19 protein-coding genes are annotated in these 21,689 nt (G+C 58.8%); all 19 read right to left on the bottom strand.

Translation table 11 applies throughout. The annotated features are described in order from the left end of the window. Positions 1-577: 577 nt before the first annotated feature. The 19 genes from ACTQVX_RS01075 to ACTQVX_RS01165 all read right to left on the bottom strand — a co-directional run bounded on the left by ACTQVX_RS01075 (position 578) and on the right by ACTQVX_RS01165 (position 21,687). The gene (locus ACTQVX_RS01075; RefSeq protein ID WP_441559981.1) at positions 578-1,606 is read right to left on the bottom strand and encodes an ABC transporter ATP-binding protein; all 1,029 of its coding nucleotides are present in this window, start codon (positions 1,604-1,606) and stop codon (positions 578-580) included. Further along, positions 1,607-2,698 carry an ABC transporter ATP-binding protein gene (locus tag ACTQVX_RS01080; RefSeq protein ID WP_441559983.1) on the bottom strand — a complete coding sequence of 364 codons (1,092 nt, stop codon included), beginning with the start codon at positions 2,696-2,698 and terminating at the stop codon, positions 1,607-1,609. A 2-nt stretch (positions 2,699-2,700) separates the two neighbouring features. After that, the gene (locus ACTQVX_RS01085; protein WP_370450642.1) at positions 2,701-3,591 is read right to left on the bottom strand and encodes an ABC transporter permease; all 891 of its coding nucleotides are present in this window, start codon (positions 3,589-3,591) and stop codon (positions 2,701-2,703) included. Between the two features lie 59 nt (positions 3,592-3,650). Beyond that, positions 3,651-4,688 (bottom strand): ABC transporter permease, encoded by a 1,038-nt coding sequence (locus tag ACTQVX_RS01090; RefSeq protein ID WP_427795959.1) that lies wholly within the window; start codon positions 4,686-4,688, stop codon positions 3,651-3,653. A gap of 157 nt (positions 4,689-4,845) precedes the next feature. After that, complete coding sequence (locus tag ACTQVX_RS01095) at positions 4,846-6,522, bottom strand: peptide ABC transporter substrate-binding protein (RefSeq protein WP_441541202.1); 1,677 nt, start codon at positions 6,520-6,522, stop codon at positions 4,846-4,848. 294 nt (positions 6,523-6,816) lie between these two features. Then, positions 6,817-7,071, bottom strand: a complete 255-nt coding sequence (gene secG / locus ACTQVX_RS01100; protein WP_006236144.1) for a preprotein translocase subunit SecG — start codon at positions 7,069-7,071, stop codon at positions 6,817-6,819. A 163-nt stretch (positions 7,072-7,234) separates the two neighbouring features. Further along, complete coding sequence (gene gpmI, locus ACTQVX_RS01105) at positions 7,235-8,788, bottom strand: 2,3-bisphosphoglycerate-independent phosphoglycerate mutase (RefSeq protein WP_304212185.1); 1,554 nt, start codon at positions 8,786-8,788, stop codon at positions 7,235-7,237. Between the two features lie 5 nt (positions 8,789-8,793). After that, the gene (tpiA, locus tag ACTQVX_RS01110; RefSeq protein ID WP_154517452.1) at positions 8,794-9,561 is read right to left on the bottom strand and encodes a triose-phosphate isomerase; all 768 of its coding nucleotides are present in this window, start codon (positions 9,559-9,561) and stop codon (positions 8,794-8,796) included. Further along, positions 9,554-10,744, bottom strand: a complete 1,191-nt coding sequence (locus tag ACTQVX_RS01115) for a phosphoglycerate kinase (RefSeq protein WP_304212190.1) — start codon at positions 10,742-10,744, stop codon at positions 9,554-9,556. Before ACTQVX_RS01115 ends, tpiA begins: the two co-directional genes overlap by 8 nt. A gap of 140 nt (positions 10,745-10,884) precedes the next feature. Next, positions 10,885-11,910: a type I glyceraldehyde-3-phosphate dehydrogenase gene (gene gap / locus ACTQVX_RS01120; RefSeq protein ID WP_154517458.1), complete on the bottom strand. Its 1,026-nt coding sequence runs from the start codon at positions 11,908-11,910 to the stop codon at positions 10,885-10,887. Between the two features lie 193 nt (positions 11,911-12,103). Then, a complete protein-coding gene (gene whiA, locus ACTQVX_RS01125) occupies positions 12,104-13,033 on the bottom strand; it encodes a DNA-binding protein WhiA (protein WP_154517461.1) in 930 nt (309 codons plus the stop codon). A 6-nt stretch (positions 13,034-13,039) separates the two neighbouring features. Further along, positions 13,040-13,960, bottom strand: coding sequence for an RNase adapter RapZ (rapZ, locus tag ACTQVX_RS01130; protein ID WP_427718645.1), 921 nt, complete (start codon positions 13,958-13,960; stop codon positions 13,040-13,042). A gap of 99 nt (positions 13,961-14,059) precedes the next feature. Next, the gene (locus ACTQVX_RS01135; RefSeq protein ID WP_154517496.1) at positions 14,060-14,746 is read right to left on the bottom strand and encodes an N-acetylmannosamine-6-phosphate 2-epimerase; all 687 of its coding nucleotides are present in this window, start codon (positions 14,744-14,746) and stop codon (positions 14,060-14,062) included. Positions 14,747-14,816: 70 nt separating this feature from the next. After that, the gene (locus tag ACTQVX_RS01140) at positions 14,817-15,782 is read right to left on the bottom strand and encodes an ROK family protein (protein ID WP_427728775.1); all 966 of its coding nucleotides are present in this window, start codon (positions 15,780-15,782) and stop codon (positions 14,817-14,819) included. A gap of 170 nt (positions 15,783-15,952) precedes the next feature. Further along, a complete protein-coding gene (locus ACTQVX_RS01145; protein ID WP_427718650.1) occupies positions 15,953-16,873 on the bottom strand; it encodes a dihydrodipicolinate synthase family protein in 921 nt (306 codons plus the stop codon). A 68-nt stretch (positions 16,874-16,941) separates the two neighbouring features. Continuing rightward, a complete protein-coding gene (locus tag ACTQVX_RS01150) occupies positions 16,942-17,793 on the bottom strand; it encodes an acetylxylan esterase (RefSeq protein ID WP_441541198.1) in 852 nt (283 codons plus the stop codon). Continuing rightward, entirely contained in the window at positions 17,786-18,763 is a 978-nt protein-coding gene (locus tag ACTQVX_RS01155) for an acetylxylan esterase (protein ID WP_427728772.1), read from the bottom strand. Before ACTQVX_RS01155 ends, ACTQVX_RS01150 begins: the two co-directional genes overlap by 8 nt. A gap of 80 nt (positions 18,764-18,843) precedes the next feature. Next, positions 18,844-19,671 carry an ABC transporter ATP-binding protein gene (locus ACTQVX_RS01160; RefSeq protein ID WP_154517508.1) on the bottom strand — a complete coding sequence of 276 codons (828 nt, stop codon included), beginning with the start codon at positions 19,669-19,671 and terminating at the stop codon, positions 18,844-18,846. Beyond that, complete coding sequence (locus ACTQVX_RS01165) at positions 19,672-21,687, bottom strand: dipeptide/oligopeptide/nickel ABC transporter permease/ATP-binding protein (RefSeq protein ID WP_427728769.1); 2,016 nt, start codon at positions 21,685-21,687, stop codon at positions 19,672-19,674. Positions 21,688-21,689 lie beyond the last annotated feature (2 nt).

The raw sequence follows: 21,689 nt of genomic DNA on the forward strand, positions 1-21,689 counted from the left end.
GTTCGTTTTGTTGGACCCGCGCTTTCAACGAGGAAGATAATAACCTATGATTCGAGAACTGTGCAAGCACTTTTTTCAAAAAAGTTTACGAATTTGAAAATGCGCAGGTAGACTGACCTGTTCGGGCAGGAATGAGGTTGCCTTCCAACGCGTCCTCGGGCATGCGGCATTATTTTGATCTGCGCTTCGCGCTACAAAATAATGCCGCCCCCTGCGGAATGCGTTGGAAGGCAACCTCATTCCTGCCCTAGGGGCACATGCTTCATGCACAGTTCTCAATCATGTTCTGGGGGCTGATATAAATTTAGTGGCTCGGCTTTGCCGAGCCCTTATATAAGGAGGCCGGAGCTAAAGCTCCGGCCTCACTAAATTTCTTATTAGATAAAGTGAGCGATCAAGGAATCGCCCCCCCCCTGCAGTGGTAACACAGGGCCCGTGCTGGACTTAGTTTTCAGAACATTCCGCAGACCAGGAAACCCCCTTATCCGCAGCTCCGAAGGAGCAGGATAAGGGGGTTTCCATGGTCGAGGACGTTCTGAAAACTAAGTCCAGCACGGGCCCGGACGAAAACAACCGACTACAGGTCGATGTGCGATTCCTTAATCGGGAACGGCTCGGCGAAGTGGCAGGCGCAGCAGTGGCCCGGTGCGACTTCCCTAAACTCGGGAAGCTTCTCGGAGCAGATGCCCTGCGCGATCGGGCAGCGCGTGTGGAAACGGCAGCCAGTCGGCGGATCCAGCGGTGACGGCGGATCGCCGGCGAGGATGATGCGCTTACGGGACTTTTGGATATCCGGATCGGGAACCGGCACGGCAGACAGCAGCGACTGCGTATACGGGTGGTGAGGCTTGCTATAGAGCGTCTTCCAGTCAGAAACCTCGACCACCTTACCCAGATACATAACGGCAACGCGATCGGAGATGTGCTGAACGACGGACAGGTCGTGGGCGATAAACAGATACGCCGTACCAAACTTGTCCTGCAGCTCCTTAAGCAGGTTCAGAACCTGGGCCTGAATGGACACATCCAGAGCGGATACCGGCTCGTCACAGATAATCAGCTTGGGCTTCAGCGCAAAAGCGCGGGCAATGCCGACACGCTGACGCTGGCCACCCGAGAACTCATGAGGATAGCGGTTGATGTGCTCGGGGTTCAGTCCGACAACGTCGAGAAGCTCGCGGACGCGCTCAATGCGCTCCTCCTTGGTTCCCACGCCGTGAATGGTCATGGGTTCGGAGACGATCTCGCCGATGGTCATGCGAGGATTCAGCGAGGCATAAGGATCCTGGAAGATAAACTGCATCTCGCGACGCATATCCTTGATCTCATGCTTGCTCATTTCGGCAACATCTTTACCCTGGAAGAACACCTTACCGGCGGTCGGCTTGGTCAGGCGCATGATGGTGCGACCCGTAGTGGACTTACCGCAACCAGACTCACCAACCAGACCAAAGGTCTCACCAGGATAAATCTCAAAAGAGATGTCGTTTACAGCAGAGACGACGCGCTTGGAAAAACGCTTGGCGAACATGCCGGACTCTGCGGAGAACTCCTTAGAGAGGTGCTCGACCTTCAGTAGCGGAGTGCGCTCGTTATTGTCTGCCATTTACGCCTCGCCTCCCTTCTTGGAATCCTTACGTGTGCGGGACGTTTCAGGGGCGTTCTTGAGGAACTCGGGGTCACCGGAATAATGACACGCAGAATAGTGGCCGGACTCGGTGACAAAACGCTCGGGGCGCTGCTTGCGGCACCTATCGGTCGCATAGGGGCAACGAGGCGAGAACACACAACCCTCGGGCAGGTTCATGAGCGAAGGCGGGTTGCCGTGAATCGGCGTAAGCGGCTTCTTCTCATCGATGGCCTGCTCCGGGATGGAGCGAATCAGGCCCCAGGTATAAGGGTGACGGCTCTCGTAGAAGATTTCCTCAGCAGTACCGAACTCGACGGGACGGCCGGCGTACATAACCATGATCTTGTCGGCCATATCGGCGACAACACCCAGGTCATGGGTAATCATGATGATGGCGTTGCCGTTCTTCTCCTGCATTTCCTGCATAAGCTCAATAATCTGAGCCTGAATGGTAACGTCCAGGGCAGTCGTGGGCTCGTCGGCAATCAGAATATCGGGATCGCAGGCAAGGGCCATGGCAATCATGACGCGCTGACGCATACCACCAGAAAACTGGTGTGGATACTCATTGACGCGTTTCTCGGGCTCGGGAATGCCAACGAGGTCCAAAAGCTCGGTGGCGCGCTTGAGCGCCTCCTGCTTGGAGTAGCCACGGTGCAGACGAAGGCCCTCACCCACCTGCTTGCCGATCTTATAGACCGGGTTCAAGGAGGTCATAGGATCCTGGAAGATCATCGCGATATCGTTGCCACGAATGTGCTGCATCTCTTCCTCGGTCATCTCGAGGATAGAACGACCGCGATAGCGAACGTCACCGCCTTCAATCTTTCCCGGAGGCATCGAGATAAGACCCATGATGGTCATGGCGGTCACGGACTTACCGGAGCCGGACTCACCGACGACACCCAGGGTCTCGCCACGATCGAGCGTGTAGGACACACCATCGACAGCACGAACGACGCCATCCTCGGTGTGGAAATACATCTTAAGGTCATCAACCTCGAGCAGATGCTGGCCCTCGGGAACCGGCTGGTCCTTCAGGTCCACATAGTTCTTGTTCTTCTTCATCCTTATGCGTCCTTCATCTTGACGTCGAGGGCGTCGCGCAGACCGTCACCCAGCAGGGTGAAGGCGAGCACCGTCGAGAGAATTGCCAGACCGGGCATGATCATCATCCAGGGAGCAGTCAGAAGATACTGCTGGCCGTCCTGAATCATGGAGCCCCACGAAGGCGTAGGCGGAATAACGCCCATGCCGAGGAAGGACAGAGCGGACTCGGTCAGAATGGCGCCACCAATGTTCATAGTCGCGTAGACCACGATGGAGGCAACGGAGTTCGGGAAGATGTGACGCACGACGATACGAGCATCAGATGCACCCATCGCGCGCGCAGCGTCAACATAGTCGTTTTCCTTGACCGTCAAGATCGCGGATCGGAAGACGCGCGCAATCGAAGGCCAGCCAAGAATACCGATGGCGATAAAGACGTTCTGAAGACCACGGCCGATAACGGCGATCATGGCGACAACGAACAGCACGTACGGGAACGCAAGGAAGATGTCCGCACAGCGCATGATGATCGTATCCCAGATGCCGCCGTAGAAACCGGCCAGAGCGCCCATGACCAGACCAATCACCGTGGAGATCGCAGTGGCCATAATGCCGACGGACAGCGAAACGCGTGCACCGTAGATAACGCGGACGAGAATGTCACGGCCAAGGGAGTCGGTGCCAAACGGGTGCTCTGCACACGGAGCCAGCAGCGACGTCTCGGCCATGGTGGTCGAATCGGAAGCCGTCGGCGAACCGAGCCAGGGCTTAGCCCACAGATCTGCGGTCAAGGCAACCACAACGACGATAATGATCCAGCAGACACCGATAACGGCGAGCTTGTTCTTACGAAGACGCTTAAAAGCGTCGCCCCACAGCGTGCGAGACTTGGCGGGAGCAGATGCGGCCATGGTGGCGGCAGCCTGCTCCTGAGACTGAGAATCAGTTTCCTGCATGAGACGTACCTCCCTTAGGCCTTATCCGACGGACCGCCAAGGCGGATGCGCGGGTCGAGGAATGCATAGCTAATGTCGACGAGCAGGTTGATCACCATGACGACGACGACGATGAGCGTAACGCCGCCCATAACGATGGGCCAGTCACGCATGCTAATGGCGCGATAGACCTCATAGCCGATACCGGGCCAGTTAAAAACCGTCTCGGTCAGGATGGCGCCCGAAAGCATGGCACCGAAGTCGACACCAATATAGGTAACGACGGGGATGAGTGCATTCTTAAGCGCATGCTTGATGATGATCGCGCGATTGGAGAGACCCTTGGCCTTTGCCGTACGGATGTAATCCTGGCTCATGACGTCAAGCAGCTGCGAGCGCATAATGCGGGCGGAATAAGCGGTCGAAACCGAAGCCAGCGTAATGGTCGGAAGCACATAGTGCATCCAATCCTGATACTGAGAACTGGAACCACCGGCACCCGAGATCGGCATGGAGAATGCACCGCCCGTGGCGTCCTTGAGAATGACGCCAAAGAACAGCTGCAGCAACATACCGAGCCAGAAGGCCGGGACGGCAACGAGGATCGACGTGGTGAGCGTTACCAAAATATCCCAGAAGGAATAACGCTTTACCGCCGAAATGATACCCGCACCGATACCCATGATTGCCTCGAGTACGATGGCGCATGCGGCAAGTTTGACCGTATACGGATACTTCTGGGCAAAGATTTCCGTAACCGGCAGCTTGCGCTGATATGAATTACCCAGATCGCCATGAAGCAGGCCGTTCATGTAATACAAGTAACGGTCCACGAGCGACGTTTGAACGGGGTCGCCGTTCTCGTCAAGGATCGCGTTGCCGTCCTCGTCCGATTGGACCAGGTGATAGCGGACGCGAAGCTGAAGCTCCACCTCGGGGGACAGAGCCTTGTCTCCACCGATCAGCTTGATCGGATCTCCCGGCACGATATTCTGGAGGGCGAACAGAATCAGCGTAACGCCCAAAAATACCGGGATGAACTGAAGCACACGTTTAACGATGTACTTACCCATACCACTCCCCTATCTAGGGATTAACTTAAATGGGATGCCGATCGCCAGACCGGCATCCCAAAATTACCATCAGCCAGTTTACCCCAGGTTAGGGAGAACTGTATGTTTCCCATGAGGTCTACGTAAATACTTGACCCTCACGGAAGTTGCAAAACTCTTAGGCGAGCTCAGCGGTACCCAGATCGGCGTGCTTCTGCGGATCGACATAGAGGTACTTGATGCGATCGGAGCCGGCGATGGTGTGCGTGTAGAACATCAGCGGGATGACCGGGCAGTCAGCAGCGACCATTGCGTCGGCCTCCTGCATCTTAGCGACGCGCTCTTCGTCGTCAATCGTGGTACGGGCCTCGTCGACCTTGGCGTCGAACTCGGGGTTGTTGTAACCAGAACGGTTGTCGCCACCGAGGGAGTCGGAGTGGAACAGCGGATACAGGAAGTTGTCCATGATCGGATAGTCGGCAATCCAGCCCAGACGACCGAACTGATAGTTGAGGTTCTGGTACTGCTCGAGCAGGGCAGACCACTCGGGGGTATCGGAGACGGCGGTAATGCCAACCTTGGCAAGGTCACCGATGATGGACTCCATGATCTCCTTGTGGCCACCGTCCTGGTTGTAGGACAGAGTCACGTTAATGCCACGATCGCCGTTGGCGTCAGCGGGAGCAACCTTGTCGAGATACTCGTTAGCCTTGTCGACGTCGTAGGCGCAGAACTCCCATGCGCCCTCCTTGTAGCCATCGATGCCCGGAGGAACAATGCCGTCAGCGGGGGTGCGGGTACCCTTGAAGATGGTCTTGCAGATGGCCTCACGGTTGATGGCCAGGGAGATGCCCCTGCGCAGATCGGCGTTGTTGAACGGCTCGGCCGTGGTGTTGCAGGTCAGGTAGTAGGTGGAAGGCTCGGCGCCGAGCAGCATGCGCTCGCCGTCGCCCATGGTGTAGCCGTCCTTGGACTCGCCGCGATCCTTCTTGGCGGCGTCGATCTGAGCAACGGGAACGTCGCAGATGTCAAGGTTACCGGCCTGGAACTCCTTGTAAGCGGTCTCCACGTCCTTGATGACCTGGAAGTGGATGCTATCGATCTTGGCCTTGTCGCCATAGTAATCGTCGAACTTCTTGAGGTTGATCTCCTGACCATCCTCCCACTTGCCGTCCATCATGAACGGGCCGTTACCGATCGGGGCAAGGTAGAAGCTCTTGACATCGGACTCGGCGCACTCGGGAACCGGGGACAGAGCCGGATGAGAGGCGACGAAGGGGAAGTCGGCGTAAGCGGAAGTCAGCTTGACGACGAGGGTCTCATCGTCAGGGCAGGTAACACCGCTGAGCTCAGTAGTGTTACCGGCAAGCAGATCGTCATAGCCCTCGACCATGGAAAGGTGATAGGAGACCTCGGAAGGACCATACTCTTTAGCGACAGCGGACTTGGTGCTGACCAGACGCTCCCAACCGAGCTTGAAGGACTTGGAGGTAACGTCATCACCGTTGTGGAACTTGGCCTTCTTGATCTTGAAGGTAAACTCGGTGGCGTCGTCGTTGGCCTCGAAGGACTCGCAAGCCAGCGGAACGATCTCGCCCTTCTCGGCGTCATAAGAGGTCAGAGCGTCAAAGAGCTGGTACTCGACCTGAGTGCCCTGGTCCTCCTGGACATTGTAGGGGTCGATGCAGACCGGGTTATTGATGTAGAAGTTCAGCGTCGAACCGGACTCAGAACCGGAAGCGTCGCCGCCCTTCTTGCCGCATGCGGCAAGAAAAGCCATGGAGCTCGCAGCAAGGGTACCGCCGACAAAGGCGCGACGACCCATAACGGGCTGGTGGAACATAGAATCAGCCATGCCATCCTCCTTATGAGATAGGACAAAGAAATGTTCAGTCGGACATATGTCGAGACAATCCGATCCGAACTATCGAAACGCCGCCCGTTGCTATGGCTGGTTATGCACAACAGGCCATCGTTTTCAATACAGTAGCGCATTTTATGCACGATTTGGGGCTAATTCCGGTTAACGGTCGAGAATTTCTTTAGTTGGGCGCAGTATGTGGTGATATTCTGGCTCTGTTACAAGTCTTTAAACAAAAAGGGTCCCGCACTTGCGGAACCCTTTTCAATTTTTTTATGCGGCTCGTGCTTAGTAGCCCACGATGCCCTGCGGGAAGAAGAACATGCACAGCACGACGCACACGGCAAACACGACAGCCATGATGACGGTCAGGCGGTCAAGGTTCTGCTCCATAACGCCCGTGGCAGAGCTGGAGTTATACAGCGAGCTGGCGATCATATCCGAAACGCCGGTGCCCTTACCGGAATGCATCAGGACGAGAATCGTCAGCGCCACGGCAGAGACAGCCCAAACTACAAACAGCAGAATCTGAAACGGACCCATAGAGAAGCTCCTTAATAGAACAATTCAAACTCTAGTACTGTACCACAACCCCCGACACTCCCCACCTGCCATTTGGGGACGAGGTAGAAATGGCAGAAATACCAAAAAGGGGGTTGCCCGAATATGGTCAACCCCCTTGCAAAGAAACGCTTGGCGTTTTCTCTTAGGCCTCGGTCGCGAGCACGCGGCCCGTCATCTCGGCGGAAGGCTCCAGACCAGCCATGGTGAGCATAGTCGGGGCGATATCGGAAAGTCGACCGTCCTCGATACCGGTGAGCTGTGCCTTCTCATCAACGATGATGAACGGCACGCGGTTGGTGGTGTGAGCCGTAAACGGATGCTTGGAACCGTCGGAAGCAACGTCAAACATGTGATCGGCGTTGCCGTGGTCGGCGGTAATCAGCGCAAAGCCGCCCTTAGCGAGAATCGCCGGGACAACCTTGGACAGGGCATCGTCAACAGCCTCGACGGCCTTAACGGCCGCGTCAAAGACACCGGTGTGACCAACCATATCGCAGTTCGCGAAGTTCACGATGTAGAAATCAGCGCGATCCTCGTTGATGGCAGCGACGAGCTTCTCGGTAACCTCGGGAGCGCTCATCTCGGGCTGCAAATCGTAGGTAGCAACCTTGGGGGAAGCGACGAGCACGCGCTCCTCGCCTTCCTTGGGCTCCTCGATGCCGCCGTTAAGGAAGAACGTCACGTGGGCGTACTTCTCGGTCTCGGCGGTGTGCAGCTGCTTCAGGCCATTGGCTGCGATAACGTCGGCCAGAACGTTCTCGGGGAACGTCTTGGGGAAGGCGACCTCGACGTCAAACGTCGGATCGTATTCGGTCATCGTCACAAAGTGCGAGAGCTTGATCTGCTCGCGCTCAAAGCCGTCGAACTCCTTGTCCGTGAACACGCGGGTCATCTGACGAGCGCGGTCGGGACGGAAGTTGAAGAAGATGGCCGCGTCGCCCTCGTGGATGCCCTCGTTGTGGGCAGCGAACGGCTCAACGAACTCATCGCCGCGCGGATCCTTCTCGTAGTAGGCCTTGATACCGGCAACGGGGTCGGTATCGGCATCGGACGCATTGACCATGACGTCGTAGGCGCGCTCGATGCGCTCCCAACGGTTGTCGCGGTCCATGGCCCAATAACGGCCCGAGACGGTAGCAACGCGAGCGTCGCAACCAGTCTCCTCGGAGATCTTGGCCAGGAAGGCGCAGAACTCGCTCATGTAGCCGGCACCGGACTGCGGATCGACGTCGCGGCCATCCATAAAGGCGTGAACGCGAACGGTCTTAATGCCATACTGGGCAGCCATCTTGACCAGGGCCTCGACATGGTTCATGTGAGAATGAACACCGCCGGGGCTCATGAGGCCCATGAGGTGCAGGGTCTTGCCCTCGGCCTTGACGTCATCCATAGCCTTGACGAAAACCTCGTTCTTGGCGATGGAGCCGTCCTTGATGGCGTTGTTGATGCGCGAAAGCTCCTGAAACACGATGCGGCCGGCACCGATGTTGAGGTGACCCACCTCGGAGTTGCCCATCTGGCCGTCGGGAAGGCCCACGTCCTCGCCCGAAGCACCGAGCGTGGTGTGAGGATACTTCTCGTACAGGCTATCGAGGAAGGGCGTCTTGGCGGCAGCGACGGCGTTCTCGCCGTCGGCCGGAGCCAAGCCGCAGCCATCCATGATGATTAGGAGTGCAGGAAGATGACGCTGTGCCATATACCCTACTCGCCTGCCTTGACGACCATAGAGGCGAAGTCGGCAGCCTTGAGCGAAGCGCCGCCCACGAGGGCGCCGTCAACGTCGGGCTTGGCAACAAGCTCAGCGATGTTGGCGGGCTTGGCGGAGCCACCATAAAGAACGCGGATGCCGTTGGCGAGCTCCTCGCCGAACATCTCCTTGAGGGTCTCACGGATAGCGCCGCAGACCTCCTGAGCGTCCTCGGCGGTAGCGGTCTTGCCGGTGCCGATGGCCCAGATGGGCTCGTAGGCGACGACGACCTGCTTGGGGCAGGTGATCTCAAGACCCTCGAGACCAGCCTTGACCTGGTTCACGACATGCTCGACATAGGTGCCGGCCTCGCGAACCTCAAGGGACTCACCGCAGCAGAAGACGGGAACAAGACCGGCGGCAACGAGAGCCTTAGCCTTCTTGTTCTGGTCCTCATCGGTCTCGTGGAAGTAGTCACGACGCTCGGAGTGGCCGATGATGCAGTAGGTGCAGCCAGCGGACTTGAGCATGTCGCAAGAGGACTCACCGGTGAAGGCACCCTTGGCCTCCCAGTACACGTTCTGTGCACCGAGGGCGATGGGGGCAGCCTGAATGCGGTCATGAACCGTAGTAATGTCGATGGTCGGAGGGCAGACGAGCACCTCGACGCCAGCCGGAACCTCGGGCAGAGCCTGGGCCAGCTCGTCGGCGAGCTTGGCAGCCTCGGCGACGTCGTTGTTCATCTTCCAGTTACCAGCGATAAGAAGGGTGCGATTAGGCATCGAGAAGCGCCTCCACTCCGGGCAGGGCCTTACCCTCGACGAGCTCCATGGAAGCGCCACCGCCGGTGGAGATCCAGCTCATCTTGTCGGCCAGGTTAAACTTGTTGACGGCTGCGACGGAATCGCCACCACCGATGATCGAGGTGCAATCAGCCTCGGCGACGGCCTCGGCGATAGCCTGGGTGCCGTGAGCGAAGTTGTCGAACTCAAAGACGCCCATGGGGCCATTCCAGAATACGGTCTTGGCGCCCTTGACGGCCTCGGCGTAGAGCTCCTCGGTCTTGGGGCCGATGTCCATGCCCTCACGGTCGTCGGGGATAGCGTCGGAAGCGACAACCTCGGGGACAGCGTCCTCGCCAAAGTGGTCGGCAACACGGTTGTCGATGGGGAGCAGGATCTTGACGCCCTTCTCCTCGGCCTTCTTGAGCATCTCGCCAGCGCGCTCGACCCAGTCCTCTTCCTTGAGGGACTGACCGACGGTCATGCCCTGAGCCAGGAAGAAGGTATAAGCCATGCCGCCACCGATAATCAGGGTGTCGGCGGAGTCGATAAGGTGATCGAGAACGCCGATCTTGGAGGAAACCTTGGAACCGCCGACGATGGCGACGAAGGGACGCTCGGGCTCGGCGAAGATACCGGTCAGCGTGTCGACCTCCTTCTCCAGAAGGAAGCCAGCGACTGCGGGCAGGTAAGCGGCGGGACCCACGACGGAACCCTGGGCGCGGTGAGCGGTACCGAAGGCGTCGAGGACGAAGACGTCGCCATAGGAAGCGAGGGTCTTGGCGATCTCAGGATCGTTCTTCTTCTCACGCTTGTCAAAACGGACGTTCTCGAGAACGAGGACCTTGCCCGGCTCGACGGCGGCGACGGCCTCGGCGGCCTTCTCGCCATAAGTGTCGGCGACAAAAGCAACATCGAGACCAGAGAGCTCGGCGAGCTTCTTGGCGACGGGCTCGAGGGAAAGCTCGGGCTGGAAGCCGGTGCCCTCAGGACGGCCAAGGTGGCTCATGAGGATAACGCGAGCATTGTGCTCAACGAGATAGTTGATGGTGGGCAGGGCAGCCTTGATACGGGTGGTGTCGCCAACGACGCCATCCTTGATAGGCACGTTGAAGTCAACGCGGACGAGAACGCGCTTGCCGTCGACATCGATGTCGCGGACGGTCTTCTTGGTAAAGGCCATGTTTGCTTCTACCTTTCGTACGTGTCTGCCTCCCATTACGGCAGACGATTTCTTATAAAAAGGGCGCGACCTTAGGGTGTAAGCCCTATAAGGCCGCGCCCTTTTTTAGACGCTCAACGAGCTATTCGCTAAAAGCCAAATTAAGCAACGAACTTCTCGAAGTACTTGATGGTGCGGACCATCTGAGAGGTGTAGGAGTTCTCGTTGTCGTACCAAGAGGTAACCTGAACGAGGGTCTGGCCGTTGCCGAGGTCAGAGCACATGGTCTGAGTGGCGTCGAAGATGGAGCCATGGGTCTCGCCGATGATATCGGTGGAGACGATGTCGTCCTCGTTGTAAGCGAAGGTCTCGGAGATGGTGGCAGCGTAGGCCTTCATAGCGGCGTTGACCTCGTCGGCGGTAACCTTCTTGTCAACGACAGCGTAGAGGTTGGTGAGGGAGCCGGTCGGCGTCGGGACGCGCTGGGCGGCACCGATGAGCTTACCGTTGAGCTCGGGGAGAACCAGGCCGATAGCCTTGGCAGCACCGGTGGTGTTGGGGACGATGTTGACGGCGCAGGCGCGGCTACGACGCTTGTTGCCCTTGCGCTGCGGGCCGTCGAGCGGCATCTGGTCGCCAGTCCAGGCGTGAATGGTGGTCATGATGCCGGACACGATGGGAGCGAAGTCGTTCAGACCCTTGGCCATCGGGGCGAGGCAGTTGGTGGTGCAGGAAGCAGCGGAGATGATGTTGTCCTCAGCGGTCAGCGTCTCATGGTTGACGTTGTACACGATGGTGGGCAGATCGCTGCCGGCCGGAGCGGAGATGACGACCTTCTTGGCACCAGCGTTGATGTGGGCCTGAGCCTTAGCCTTGCTGGTGTAGAAGCCAGTGCACTCGAGAACGACGTCGACGTCGAGGTCGCCCCAAGGCAGGTTGTTGGCGTCGGCCTCCTTGTAGATCTTGATCTCCTTGCCGTCAACGGTGATGGAATCCTCGCCAGCGACGACCTCGTGATCGCGAGCATAGTTGCCCTGCGTGGAGTCGTACTTCAGCAGGTAAGCGAGCATATCGGGAGAGGTGAGGTCGTTGATAGCGACGATCTCGGAGCCCTCATGACCGAACATCTGACGGAAGGCCAGACGACCGATGCGACCGAAGCCGTTAATAGCAACCTTTACTGCCATTGTGTCTCCTTTCGTAAGGCCCCCGCAAGCTACAGCGCCCGCCGTTGAGGCCCACAAACTAACCACTCGCCTAATATACCTTTTTTTTGACTTGAATTTCACGAGAATGCTCGAAATTGAAAATCAAATTTGCTTTAAAACGTTTTAAAGCATAAAACAGCAGTTCAAGTACTATATAAACTGCCGCTTTAAACTACCTGTTCGCTTCAATGAGCTTTTCAAGACGCAAAACACGGTGATATAGGGCCGACTTTGACAAAGGAGGGTCGGCCATCTCCCCCAAATCTCGCAGTGAGAGATCGGGATAGCGCTCACGTAAGTCACAAAAGGCCGCCAAGGCATCCGGGAGCACATCGCGCATGCCGCGTCGCTCAAGCTCCTCGATAAGCGCGAGCTGATGTTGGGCAGCGCCGGCGCTTCTCGTCTGGTTGGCCAGCTCAGCATTCACGCGACGATTTACGTCGTTTTTCACCAACTTGACCGCACGGGCTTCCTCGATTTCGGCAACGCTGCGCTTGGCGCCAATCAATTTGAGCAAATGCTCAATCTCCTCGGCGCTCTTGATGTACACGGCATATGATCCTCGCCGGGCGTTGACGCGTGCATGAACCCCGACCTGCTCCAACAGGTCGCAAAGCCCCTTGGCGTATTGTTCGCCCTGCACCGCAATCTCCAGGTGAAAATCGCCACGCGGGTCTGCCACAAAGCCGCCGGCAATCAAAGCGCCGCGAATGTAGGCGAGCCTGCAGCAGGGCCGGGCGACGATATGGCGCGGCACACCGGCGACGAGTCCTCCCCTGCGGTCGAGAATGCCCAGCAGAACCAAAGCCTTATCGAGGTCGGGCTGGTCGGGCAAGGTGATGAGATAGTTTCGCACCTTATGCAAGACCGACTTGCGAACGGTAAACTCCGTTTTGAGCTTGAGGATGCGGTGCGTCAGCGTAATCATCGTGCGTGCAACGGCACCCGTCTCGGTCGCAACCGTCAAACGGTACCGACCAGAGCCCGCCAGCGAAAGCGTGCCACTCACACGTGTAAGAGCGGCAAGTGTCGACAGATCGCAATATTCACATTCGGGTTCGCAGCGCGCAAGCTCGTCACGCACCTCGGCGGTAAACGACATTCAAACCTATGCTTTCGTGTTGGCACGCGACAAGTCGCGGTGAGAAATGCTCACGTGATACTGAGCACCTTCCAGGTATCGGGCCGTAGCCTCTGCAATGGCAACGCTGCGGTGCTGGCCGCCCGTACAGCCGATGGCAATGGAAAGCTGCGGCTTGCCCTCCGCGATATAACCCGGCATGACCGTATCGAGCAACTGCGTCCAAACCTTCCAGAACTCCTGCGTCTTGGGATGGTCCAGGACAAAGTCGGAGACCTTCTTATCGAGGCCGGTCAACGTGCGCATCTCGGGGTCGTAGAATGGATTAGGCAGGAAGCGAACATCGATCATGATGTCTGCCTCGACGGGCATACCATGCTTAAAGCCAAATGAGAAGACGTGGACGTCCATGAGCTGCTGGTCGGACAGCTCTGAAAAAGCCGCACGCAGCTTATTGCGTAAAGCAGAGGTACGAAGGCGGCTCGTATCGATGATCATATCGGCTCGGTCGCGCACGCCCTGGAGTTGTAAACGCTCGCGCTGGATGGCGTCGGCCGTGGTCTCCCCCGGCTTCGCAATGGGATGGCGGCGGCGGTTTTCGCTGTAGCGGCGAATCAGCACCTCATCAGATGCATCGAGAAACACAATGTCACAGCTCATCTCGCGCTCTTCCAAGGCGGCAACGGCGTCAAGCAGCTCATCAAACAGGCCTTGGCTGCGAAGGTCACAGGTAACAGCAAGATGTCTACCCACACCCGTATTGATGCCAACAAGCTCTGCGAGCTGCGCAATCAGGCGCGGAGGCAGGTTGTCGATACAAAAATAGCCCATGTCCTCAAACACATGCATGGCTTGCGTTCGGCCCGATCCGGACATTCCGGTGATGATGACGATATCGGGAATGCGCTCCGTGCGCTCCGCCGCATCCATGGCATCTCCCTTTTGCATGTGCTGCCTCCTAAAATAAGCGCAGGACCCGGCCAGCGGATCCCGCGCGATCAATTGCCTTAGTTGAGTATACCGCCCCAAGCGGATACGAGGCCCGTCTTACGCCTCAAGCGCAGCCTTGAACCAACTCGTAATACTTGTGGGGTGCGTAATGGCAGTGCCAACGACAACGGCCCAGGCGCCGGCGTCAATCGCGGCGCGAGCCTCCTCGGGCGTATGCACACGGCCCTCGCAAATAATGGGAAGACCGGGGAACTCCTCGGTTGCCTGGCGCAAAAGCGGCAGGTCGGGGCCGTCTGCCATGGTGCAATCGATGGCGGCGACGCCATGCGAAAGCGTAGTGGAAACCAAATCGAAGCCCATGTCGACCGCGCGGCGGATATCCTCGATCGTGGCGCAGTCCGCCATCAGAAGCACGCCCTCCTCGTGCAGCGGACGAAAAGTGTCCTCGAGCGACTTGCCATCGGGGCGCGGACGATCGGTGGCGTCAATCGCCACGATGTCAGCACCGGCAGCAACGCAGGCGCGGGCGTGACGCAGCGTCGGCGTGATGTAAACGCCCTCGTGTCCATCCTTCCACAGGCCGATAACAGGAACCTCACAACGACCCTTAATGGCAGCAATGTCGGCAAGGCCCTGGCAACGAATGGCGGCGGCGCCACCGAGTTCGCAAGCGCGAGACATTTGAGCCATGGTCTCGGGCGTACGAAGCGGCTCGCCCATATACGCCTGAACGCTCACGATGAGCTTACCCTTCAGGGATTGAATTAAAGGATCGACGGTCATAAGGCTATAACCTTTCTCAGAACAGCCTCCCGAGGCGTGTCATCTCGGGAGGCTCCTACAGCAGATACGTTTACTTTAACGAGGCAAGAAGATGCTCGGCGGCACCGATAAGCGGTGCGTCGCCCTCCAGAGAACCGATGAGGATCGGCGTGTCCTGAAGCGGATCGAGCGCTTGGCTGGCATAGCCCTCGTGTACCGAATCCTTCCACGTCTGCGAACGCCAATCGGGTCCCTGGTGAATTACGCCACCCGAAAGCACGATGACCTCTGGATCCAGAATGTTGGCGAGCGAGCCCAAGCTAGCGCCCAATGCAAAGCCGGCATCGTGGATGACCTCGGTCGCCTTTGCGTCACCCGCGCGGCACAGGTCGTTCACGTCGCGGCCAACCGAGGGACGGCTGGGGTCAACACGACCGAAGCGCTCGTCGTACATGCGCCCAATCGACGTACCCGAAGCCACCGACTCCAGATGGCCGGAACGCCCGCAGGCGCAGGGAATGCCGGCGGCAGCCGAGCACTCGATGTGGCCCATATGGCCGGCAGCGCCATGGAAGCCCTGCATCACGCGGCCGTTCTCGACATATGCGCCTCCGATACCCGTACCGATGCCCAGACACAAGACGGAGAACTTGCCCTTGCCGACGCCCCAATGGGCCTCACCCAGAGCATGAGCCTGCACGTCGCCTACAACGGCAACGGGAAGACCGAGGTCCTCGCGCAGACGCGGCCCCAACTGAACGCCGGACCAGCCGGGCATGATCTCGTTGGCATACGCGATGGCGCCCGTCTTGGGATCGACGACGCCAGCGGCACCGATACCGACGCCAAGGACCTCGACATCGGGATTCGCCTCGAGAGCGGCCTTGATGGACGCCTCGATACGCTGGAAGACGGCCTCACCGCCCTCTTGGGCCTCGGTGGGAACCTCAGCCTCAAATACGGGATGGGGCACGCCGCCATCAGCCGGATATTCCATAATGGCGGTCGCAATCTTGGTGCCACCGATATCAACGGAGCAGATGTACTTGTTCTCCATGTCGCTCTCCTTAGGAGATAAAAACAACTACAGGAAATAAAGGCGGTGTTATCGCCGCAGCTTGCTAAAGGCTTCCCGAGTGCCCGGGGTTGGGGTGAAAGCGGTCGGGCATTGACCTAATGGGTCACGCTCGATCGCTTGAGCCCCAAGATCGGGTGCCCGGGAAAGCTTTACAGGAGACCGTTGTCCTGGAGGACCTTCCTAATCGCCTCGACGTTCTCGCCGGTCATGGCCTTCACCGGGCGCGGCATGGTCGGGCTGTCGAAAATGCCCATGAGGTTCATAGCGGTCTTGAAGGCGCCAACGCCACCGGCATAGCCCTGGACGCCCGAGGTGACGTCCCAGATGTGCGAAATCTCATTGAGGCGATCCTGCTCGGCTTTGACGGTAGCCCAGTCACCAGCCTGAGCGGCCTTCCACTGACGCACGTAGCCCTCGGGCTCAACGTTGGCGAGACCCGGGACAGAGCCGTCGGCGCCACCAAGGTAGGCACCGTCGACGACGACCTCATGGCCGGTGAGGATGCTCATCGGATGGCCGTTCTTCTCGTTCTCCTGAACGAGGTAGCGGAACGAGACGTCGTCACCCGAGGAATCCTTGACGCCAGCAAGGACGCCCTCGGCGCCGAGCTTTGCAAGGAGCTTCCAGGGGAGCTTGGTGTGAACGCACACGGGAATGTCATAGGCAAAGATGGGCAGGTCGAGCTCCTCGTGCAGGATGCGGAAATGCTCCTCGACCTCGGTCATGCCCTGCAGGGCATAGAACGGGCAGGTGGCAACGAGCGCATCGGCGCCCAGCTCCTGAGCAACCTTACCGTGCTCAATCATGCGCTCGGTCTCGGTATCGATGATGCCGACCAGAACAGGAACGCGGTGGTCGACGATTCGAACGGCCTCGGCGATGATCTGTCGACGACGCTCGTCGGTGGAGAAAACGACCTCACCCGAAGAGCCCAGGAAGAACAGGCCATCGACGCCGGCGTCGATCATGCGGTTGATGCTGCGCTCAAAGGAGGCAACGTCGAGCTGGTGATCTTCGGTATCGGGAACAACGACGGGAGGAATAACACCGGTGAATTTCTGAGTTGCCACAAGAATCTCCTTAGTTGTCTGGCGGGTGGCCCTATGCCGCCCACTCTTGTTGGCAGTGTCCAGGCCGTCTAGGCCAAAGAACACAGGTAGAACGCTTGGTTAAAGAAGTCGACGACTTCGTTTTCGAACGCATTGATGCGTTCGTGAGCATATTTGGCATAGATAATATGCCTCCGGTCACACTCAAGACCGTTGAATACGGCAAACTGGCTCTTGGGATCGCTCACGGCATCCATGAGCGATGTACCCATGAGTACCGATCCGCGCACCCGAGACGACAGCGCTTCGAGGCCGCCGGGAAGCGGATTGGCAACCGCCGTGCAGGCAAGGCCCCGCTCGTCCAGAGCAGAAACCGCCAGCGCGACTCCACCGCCAAGGCCCTCGCCCCATGCAAAGATGCGGTCGGGGTCCATGCCGTCAAGATTGCGCGCGACCTTTGCCATTGCACAGCCCCAGCGGACGCGTTCAACAAAAACGGGCGAGGTAACCCCCTGCTTCAGCTCGCTGAGCCCAATCACATCGTCGTCCAGCGCAAGCACGGCATATCCCATGGCGGCAAACCTCGTCATGTGATGCCATCCACGTACGGGTCGGTCGATGTCATGAAACATCAGGCATAGCGGCACAAGCTCGGATGCCCGGGCACAACCTGAGGGCTCAATCAAACGGCCGTGTACGACTTCCCCGGCAAGTTCAAAGGAAACCTCGGAGTAGCGCGCGCACGGATTGGCGAAATCAATCGCCGTGACAGTCAGTCCGCAAACCTCAAGGTCCGAAGCGGCTGCCTCCAACTCGGAAACATCCGCCAAGGCATCGCCGCGCCAATCACGGAAATCGGAGAGCCTTGACGAAACCGTCCCAGAGATCCCCGCAAGCTCGGGGTCAATCAGCTCATTGACATTGCTCTCGCACTTAGACATGAGCCTCCCCTTCCTTGCAGAAAAACGGAATGATCAGATCGTCAAAATCCTGAATCTCCTCGTGGCCAAAGCCCTCAAAGAACTCATGGCGCTTCTCACAGGTCAGGTTATTGTAGACCGCAAACTGCGTCGCCGGTGGACAGACGATATCAGCCGTTCCCGTGCCAAACAGCACGGGGCATTTGACCATGGGGGCAAAGTTCTTGGAATCGAAATACGCCAGCTTGGCATAGGCCTCGTCAATACGAGTCGAGTCCTCGTCAAACCAGCGAGACCAATAGCGCAGGCCCTCGTAGGCAATGTCGTCGGCATCCAAATCCCAGACCAGGCGGAAATCCGACAGGAAAGGATAGAGGATGGCGGCACGATTGATAAGCTCGCTGTTAAGCGCGCAGGTCGCAATGCCCAAGCCACCGCCCTGCGACGCACCGTTCACAAAAACACGGGCAAGATCGATGCCCTCGAGCTCGCGAACAATGCGGCACAGAATGCGGATATCCTGATGCAAGCGTACGTAGTAGAGATTGGCCGGGTCGCCGTCGATACCGGCAACGATATGCCCGGCAACCGTTGTGCCTTCAAATCCACCAATATCCTCGGAGGGGCCACCCTGACCGGGGCAGTCGAGGGCGACAAGTGCCATGCCCATACCCGCAAACGACGCCTGCTCGAACCAGCTGCGGCTTGCGCCCGGATAGCCGTGGAACTGTAGCACCAGCGGCACGGACTCGTCCGAAACCGGCTTGAGATACTTGGCATGCAGGCGGGCGCCACACATGCCGGTATACCAGAGGTCAAAAAACTGGCAGGTCGCAGCATCGGCAATCGATGCCGCCTCGACCGAATAGTCGATCTCGACGGCGTCAGCCTCGGCCATGCGGTCGTTCCAAAAGAGATCGAAATCTGATGGACGAGGCATGGCGCCCCGATAACCACCAAATTGCTGTTGTAGCTCCTGAGCGCTTGGCATGGCTCGTGAACCCAACCTTTCGAAATCGCAACGAGGGTGCGCCCGGCAAGGGAGCCGGGCGCACAGGAGGGAAAGCGAACCTACTCGCCAAGCTTGGGGTGCAGCAGCGACGGCGCAGCACCGAGCAGCATCTTGGTGTAGGGGTCCTGCGGGTTCTGGAAGACCTGCTTGGCCTCGCCCTGCTCGACGATCTTGCCGCCGTTCATGACGATGATGTCGTCAGAGATGTAGCGGACCGTCTGGATGTCATGGCTAATGAACACCATAGCCAGGCCGAGCTCCTTCTTAAGATCGGTCAACAGGTTGAGGATCTGCGCGCGGACCGAAACGTCCAGAGCCGAGGTGGGCTCGTCGGCGATGATGGCGTCAGGGTTCAACGACAGGGCACGGGCAATTGCCACGCGCTGGCGCTGACCGCCCGAAAGCTGGCCGGGAAGAACCTCGGCGGCAGAGCTGGGCAGACCGGTGAGCTCCAGGAGTTCCTTGACGCGCTTCTCCTGCTCGGCCTCGGTACCCAGGTTGTGGACGCGCATGGGGTCGAGCAGCTGCTCGCGAACGACCATGCGAGGGTTGAGTGCCGTCGCGGGGTTCTGGAACACGACCGAGATGACGCGGCCCATGTGACGACGATCCTCGGCAGTACGCTTGGTGACGTCCTTGCCCTTAAAGTAGACCTTGCCACTCGTGGGGGCCTGCAGGCCGCACATGACATTAGCAGTGGTGGACTTGCCGCAACCGGACTCGCCGACGATGCCGATCGTCTGACCGGGCATGAGCTTAATGGTCACGCCTTGGACGGCATGAACCAGATTGGGGTGCAGGATCGAACCGGTACGGGTCCTAAAGGTGACGTGGACATCGTCAAGGAAGATAATCGGCTCGACGCCGTTGACCGCAGTCTCGCTCATCTACATCACCTCCGCATGAGGGGTCAAACCATTTGCCTTGAGCACCTCATCGGGGAGCTCGGAATAGAAGTGCTCGGTGCCGGGCACGCGCTTGAAGACCGGACGGGTGTCCAGGCCGATGTGCGGATGGCTTGAGCGGGGCGCGAAGCGATCGCCCTTGGGGAAATCGCGCGGGCTGGGGACGGCGCCGGGCACCTGGTGCAGGCGGCCCGAACCGCTCTCGATGGACAGAACGGAACCCAGAAGACCGCGGGTGTACTCGTGAATCGGGTTGGTGAGCAGCTCCTTGGTGGGCGCCTGCTCGATAACCTGACCGGCGTACATAACCGTGATGTTATGGGCGACCTCGGCGACCAACGCCAGGTCATGCGAGACGAAGATCATGGCAAAGCCGAGCTTGGCCTGAAGATCGTTGAGCAGCTTAATGACCTGCTTTTGGACGGTAACGTCCAGAGCGGTCGTGGGCTCGTCGCAGATGACCAGCTTGGGGTCGCGGGTAAGGGCCATAGCGATCAGAACGCGCTGACGCTGTCCACCGGAAAGCTCGTGCGGATAGCTCTCGAGCGTGCGCTTGGGATCGAGGCCGACGAGCTCCAGGAGCTCCTCGGCGCTGCGGGTGCCGCCGCGCTTGGTGAGCTGCTTCATCTGGGCGGAGATGAGCATAGAGGGGTTGAGCGAGGACAGGGCGTCCTGATAGACCATGGCGATATCGGTACCGCGCAGGCCGAACCACTCCTTCTTGCTCATCTTGAGCAGGTCACGACCCTCCCAGAGGACCTCGCCGGAAAGATGCTCGTCCTCATCGGTCAGGCCCATGATGGCCAGCGTGGTGATGGACTTACCGCAGCCGGACTCGCCTACCAGGCCCATGGTCTGGCCGGGACGGACGTCAAAGTTGACATGGTCGACGACGTTGATATCGCCGTGGTGCTCAAACTGGATGCAGAAATCGCGGACCGAAAGAATCGGCTCAACGGACTCATCGGGCACATGGCGGTCGTTACGCTTGAGCTCGACATCGCGCAGGGCGCCAAGACGGGCGGACAGGGACTGGGCCTGCTCCTTGTAGGCGCGAACGGGGTCGGAGACCAGCAGGTCGGCCTCGCGGCGCTTGGAGGAATCGGTCGGATCCAGGGCGGCGGAAGGAGCAGCGGCCATAGCGTCGGTAATGCCCTCGGAGAGGATGTTGAGCGCCAGGCAGGTGATCATGATGGCCAGACCCGGGAACAGCGCCTGCCACCAACGACCGGCGAGCACGCCACCGCGGGCGTCGGCGAGGATGTTGCCCCACGTAGCAGTGGGCTCCTGGATGCCAGCGCCGATAAAGGTCAGCGAAGCCTCGAAGATGATGGCATCGGCGACCAGGGTAACGGTGAAGACCATGATCGGGGCAATGCAGTTACGAAGAACGTGCTTGATCAGAATCCACGGAGCCTTGGCGCCGGAGACGATGACCGCGCGGACATAGTCCTCACCGTACTCGGATACGATGTTGGCACGCACGATACGGGCGATCTGCGGGGTGTACATAAAGCCGATCGCAAAGATAATCGACGGCACGGAGTTGCCCAGGATGGAAACGAAGACGGCTGCGAGGGCGATACCCGGGACAGACATGATGATGTCCAGGATGCGCATAATCGTCTCGGAGACGGCCTTGCGCGAAACCGCAGCAAGAGCACCGACAACGGAGCCACAGACCAGAGCCATAGCGGTAGCACCAAAGCCGATGATCAGCGAGTAACGACCACCGTAGAGCATACGCGAAAGGATGTCACGGCCCTTGTCGTCGGTTCCGAAGATAAACCCGTTGCCGGGAGCCTGGCGAGCCGTAAAGATCTCGACCGGGCTATAGGGGGCAAGAACGGGGGCAAGAATCGCAGTCAGGGCGACCAGCACCAGCACGATGGCGGCAATCTTAGAAGACAGCGTCATCTTCTTCCAGCCACCGAGCTTGAGCCCCTTGGAGGCAGCCTTCTCGAGCTGCTCGGTTTGCTTCTCTCGAATCTTTACCATAA

It is taken from the genome of Collinsella sp. LCP19S3_A6 (assembly GCF_052122015.1).
In the GTDB taxonomy this organism is placed as follows: Bacteria; Actinomycetota; Coriobacteriia; order Coriobacteriales; family Coriobacteriaceae; genus Collinsella.

Coding starts and splice junctions, on each gene's coding strand:
- ACTQVX_RS01075 (WP_441559981.1), bottom strand. CDS start 1,606: ATGGCAGACAATAACGAGCGCACTCCGCTACTGAAGGTCGAGCACCTC.
- ACTQVX_RS01080 (WP_441559983.1), bottom strand. CDS start 2,698: ATGAAGAAGAACAAGAACTATGTGGACCTGAAGGACCAGCCGGTTCCC.
- ACTQVX_RS01085 (WP_370450642.1), bottom strand. CDS start 3,591: ATGGCCGCATCTGCTCCCGCCAAGTCTCGCACGCTGTGGGGCGACGCT.
- ACTQVX_RS01090 (WP_427795959.1), bottom strand. CDS start 4,688: ATGGGTAAGTACATCGTTAAACGTGTGCTTCAGTTCATCCCGGTATTT.
- ACTQVX_RS01095 (WP_441541202.1), bottom strand. CDS start 6,522: ATGGCTGATTCTATGTTCCACCAGCCCGTTATGGGTCGTCGCGCCTTT.
- secG (WP_006236144.1), bottom strand. CDS start 7,071: ATGGGTCCGTTTCAGATTCTGCTGTTTGTAGTTTGGGCTGTCTCTGCC.
- gpmI (WP_304212185.1), bottom strand. CDS start 8,788: ATGGCACAGCGTCATCTTCCTGCACTCCTAATCATCATGGATGGCTGC.
- tpiA (WP_154517452.1), bottom strand. CDS start 9,561: ATGCCTAATCGCACCCTTCTTATCGCTGGTAACTGGAAGATGAACAAC.
- ACTQVX_RS01115 (WP_304212190.1), bottom strand. CDS start 10,744: ATGGCCTTTACCAAGAAGACCGTCCGCGACATCGATGTCGACGGCAAG.
- gap (WP_154517458.1), bottom strand. CDS start 11,910: ATGGCAGTAAAGGTTGCTATTAACGGCTTCGGTCGCATCGGTCGTCTG.
- whiA (WP_154517461.1), bottom strand. CDS start 13,033: ATGTCGTTTACCGCCGAGGTGCGTGACGAGCTTGCGCGCTGCGAACCC.
- rapZ (WP_427718645.1), bottom strand. CDS start 13,960: ATGCAAAAGGGAGATGCCATGGATGCGGCGGAGCGCACGGAGCGCATT.
- ACTQVX_RS01135 (WP_154517496.1), bottom strand. CDS start 14,746: ATGACCGTCGATCCTTTAATTCAATCCCTGAAGGGTAAGCTCATCGTG.
- ACTQVX_RS01140 (WP_427728775.1), bottom strand. CDS start 15,782: ATGGAGAACAAGTACATCTGCTCCGTTGATATCGGTGGCACCAAGATT.
- ACTQVX_RS01150 (WP_441541198.1), bottom strand. CDS start 17,793: ATGTCTAAGTGCGAGAGCAATGTCAATGAGCTGATTGACCCCGAGCTT.
- ACTQVX_RS01155 (WP_427728772.1), bottom strand. CDS start 18,763: ATGCCAAGCGCTCAGGAGCTACAACAGCAATTTGGTGGTTATCGGGGC.
- ACTQVX_RS01160 (WP_154517508.1), bottom strand. CDS start 19,671: ATGAGCGAGACTGCGGTCAACGGCGTCGAGCCGATTATCTTCCTTGAC.
- ACTQVX_RS01165 (WP_427728769.1), bottom strand. CDS start 21,687: ATGGTAAAGATTCGAGAGAAGCAAACCGAGCAGCTCGAGAAGGCTGCC.